The following is a 2,307-nucleotide window of genomic DNA, read 5'->3' on the forward strand; positions in this document are numbered from 1 at the left end:
AGTAATGAAAGAATCGGCAGTGGTGCCAATAAGAGGAAACAGAACAGATTATTAAGAATCGAGCTCTGACCTTGGAGGGGCCTTCAGGTTTTTGCGCCTTGACAACCCCCGGTCATATAGATGTTAAAGGGCATTGCCACAAGGTTATGAGTCTTTCTTAAGCTCTAATACACCTGCTGTATTTTTTCCATTTTGCCAACATCTATTGGTCCAGAATACCCCTTTCATTTCCATCGTCGATATATCAAGAACTCTAAGCCTAGCTGCACCCTCATAGAAGCTAGTATCAGTTTCGGACGGCGTGTCATTTATCCCTTTAAACATATATTCAAGTTCAAAACAGTCATCATCAGTTCTGATTACCTTACAGTAATTTGCGTAAGTCCTACCTACTGTAGTGTTACCTTTCATTCTAATTGAAAAGAAATCAGCTTCAATTGTAATTGGGAACTGGACGGTAGTGCCACCATTAAAATTTGACTCAATAGTACCTATCCACTTGCCATTAAAATCAGGACAAAACTTGTTTTTGAAAAAGTCTATGTATACAAACTTCCAAAGATATTTACCAAAAAGCCACGCTAAAATTGTTATAGCTGTAATCGTATAAGAAATAGATCTAATTAATGGTTGATCGAGGAATTGATTACAAAATAAATAAATTAGAATTGCAATTACAGCTGGGAGACCATACTTAACCTTTGATGGAAAAAGATCCCACATAATTAGCGCCTCCAACCTTTAAATATTTTTTTTCGCCTTAAGGTACTAGCTGGCTTCACTTGGACATGAATAGCCTGAAAACCTTTTACCACTCCGTTATGAGTAATCATACATTCCATAGTGTGTGAGCCTGTATATGATGTATCCCTTTTATGGCTTTCATTTAGCCTCCCAACAACCTTATGCCCAATATCATTAGCATCTGTTGCTTGACCGCCTACATTCCTAACAGTCCATTGTGCATCTGAATAAGTATTAAATGCATCTTGATTACATATAGTGAAGGTAAGAGAATCACCTTTTTTAACTGTTAAATTATCAGTGGTAGTTGTTTCAACATGATTTCCATCTTTGTCATATCTGCAAATGGATATTTCAGGTACAGTAACTACGGCAGGTAAGCCTGTTGTTCCATCAGAAGAACTTATACTTACTTGCGGGAAGTAATGTTGAAAAAGATTTGAAAAATTAATTCCTTTATCAAATTCACTTGAATCAATACAGTTAAGGCATACAGCTTTTAATTCATCAAGTTTTTGATGAGCAAAAATTTCTGAGTCTTCAGGCATTGTCAGGAGGTTACTTCCGCCCAATGGGTTATTTAGTATAAATGTGGACTCTAGTTCTTCACATATACTTAAAGCTGTATGAAGAAAAGAGTCATCTTCTCTATCATGCTTTTTCATGTGCTGTGCAACCAAAACATTCACAGCTAGCGAGGGTATTTTTTTAAACCCTGTACCTTGCCATTTAACATTAATCCAAGCTTTGAAGTAGCGAACCAGTCGCTTCATCAATGCTCGATCCGCTTTGTCGCTATAGTAATTCGTAAGCCAATCCTGAATAGCCTTTGGATCACTTTCAACCCACCCGTCATTCGTCGCTAATTTAATATTAGAGCCATCAATAAAATAAACAGGCGTATCAATAGTAAGGAATGTCGAATATTTTATCCCTTCGCAAGCGTTTTTTGATTTTTGAAGCTCTGCTTCATCGTTTATTTGACAATATGAAGACAAGGCATCTTTTAGTGTTGATTTCACGTCCTTAGAATCAATTCCTTCAGATTCTGCGTCAAAAAACAAATAAACACCGATATCGATATCATAGGAAGAAAATTTATCTACTGGTTTAATTAATGTACGGCTTTTATAAGAACCTTGTAACCAAAACCCAACTTTACACTCAAAGGCTTCACTTAATTCAGGTCGAAGAAATTCAATTAATTCATCTTTTTTAGTAATGCCTTTTGACAAAACAACATCTGATAATTGTGTTCTTTGGTGAAGAGTTTCATCTTTATCATTACTAGAAAAAAATAGTAAATTACAACTCATATTAACTTTCCTTGTGAGCTCACTGTCGAATACAGAAGCCTGATTTGCCCTTTAACGCATGGCTCTGCGGCCCAAAGCAGTTGGCGCCTTTTTGCGCCGCGAAGCGGAAATGCGCAAATAGTGCCAACTGTTTTGGGTCCGTAGCAGCCACTTGATACTAATGATGACCTCCCAAGGATTTTCGGGCTTGATAGTTAAACTACCATCCAAGGTATAGCGCGCTCTTGCGCACATACCTTAGGAGGCC

Annotated in this window: 2 protein-coding genes; both read right to left on the reverse strand. The window is 37.3% G+C overall.

What is annotated here, in order from left to right:
• Nucleotides 1-144: 144 nt before the first annotated feature.
• On the reverse strand, nucleotides 145-723 hold the full coding sequence (locus QQL66_RS18490) for a hypothetical protein (protein ID WP_284383486.1): 579 nt from the start codon (nucleotides 721-723) through the stop codon (nucleotides 145-147).
• Between the two features lie 2 nt (nucleotides 724-725).
• Nucleotides 726-2,060, reverse strand: a complete 1,335-nt coding sequence (locus tag QQL66_RS18495) for a nucleotide-binding domain-containing protein (protein WP_284383487.1) — start codon at nucleotides 2,058-2,060, stop codon at nucleotides 726-728.
• Nucleotides 2,061-2,307 lie beyond the last annotated feature (247 nt).

This window comes from Litoribrevibacter albus (genome assembly GCF_030159995.1).
Taxonomy (GTDB): domain Bacteria; phylum Pseudomonadota; class Gammaproteobacteria; order Pseudomonadales; family Litoribrevibacteraceae; genus Litoribrevibacter; species Litoribrevibacter albus.

Coding starts and splice junctions, on each gene's coding strand:
- QQL66_RS18490 (WP_284383486.1), bottom strand. CDS start 723: ATGTGGGATCTTTTTCCATCAAAGGTTAAGTATGGTCTCCCAGCTGTA.
- QQL66_RS18495 (WP_284383487.1), bottom strand. CDS start 2,060: ATGAGTTGTAATTTACTATTTTTTTCTAGTAATGATAAAGATGAAACT.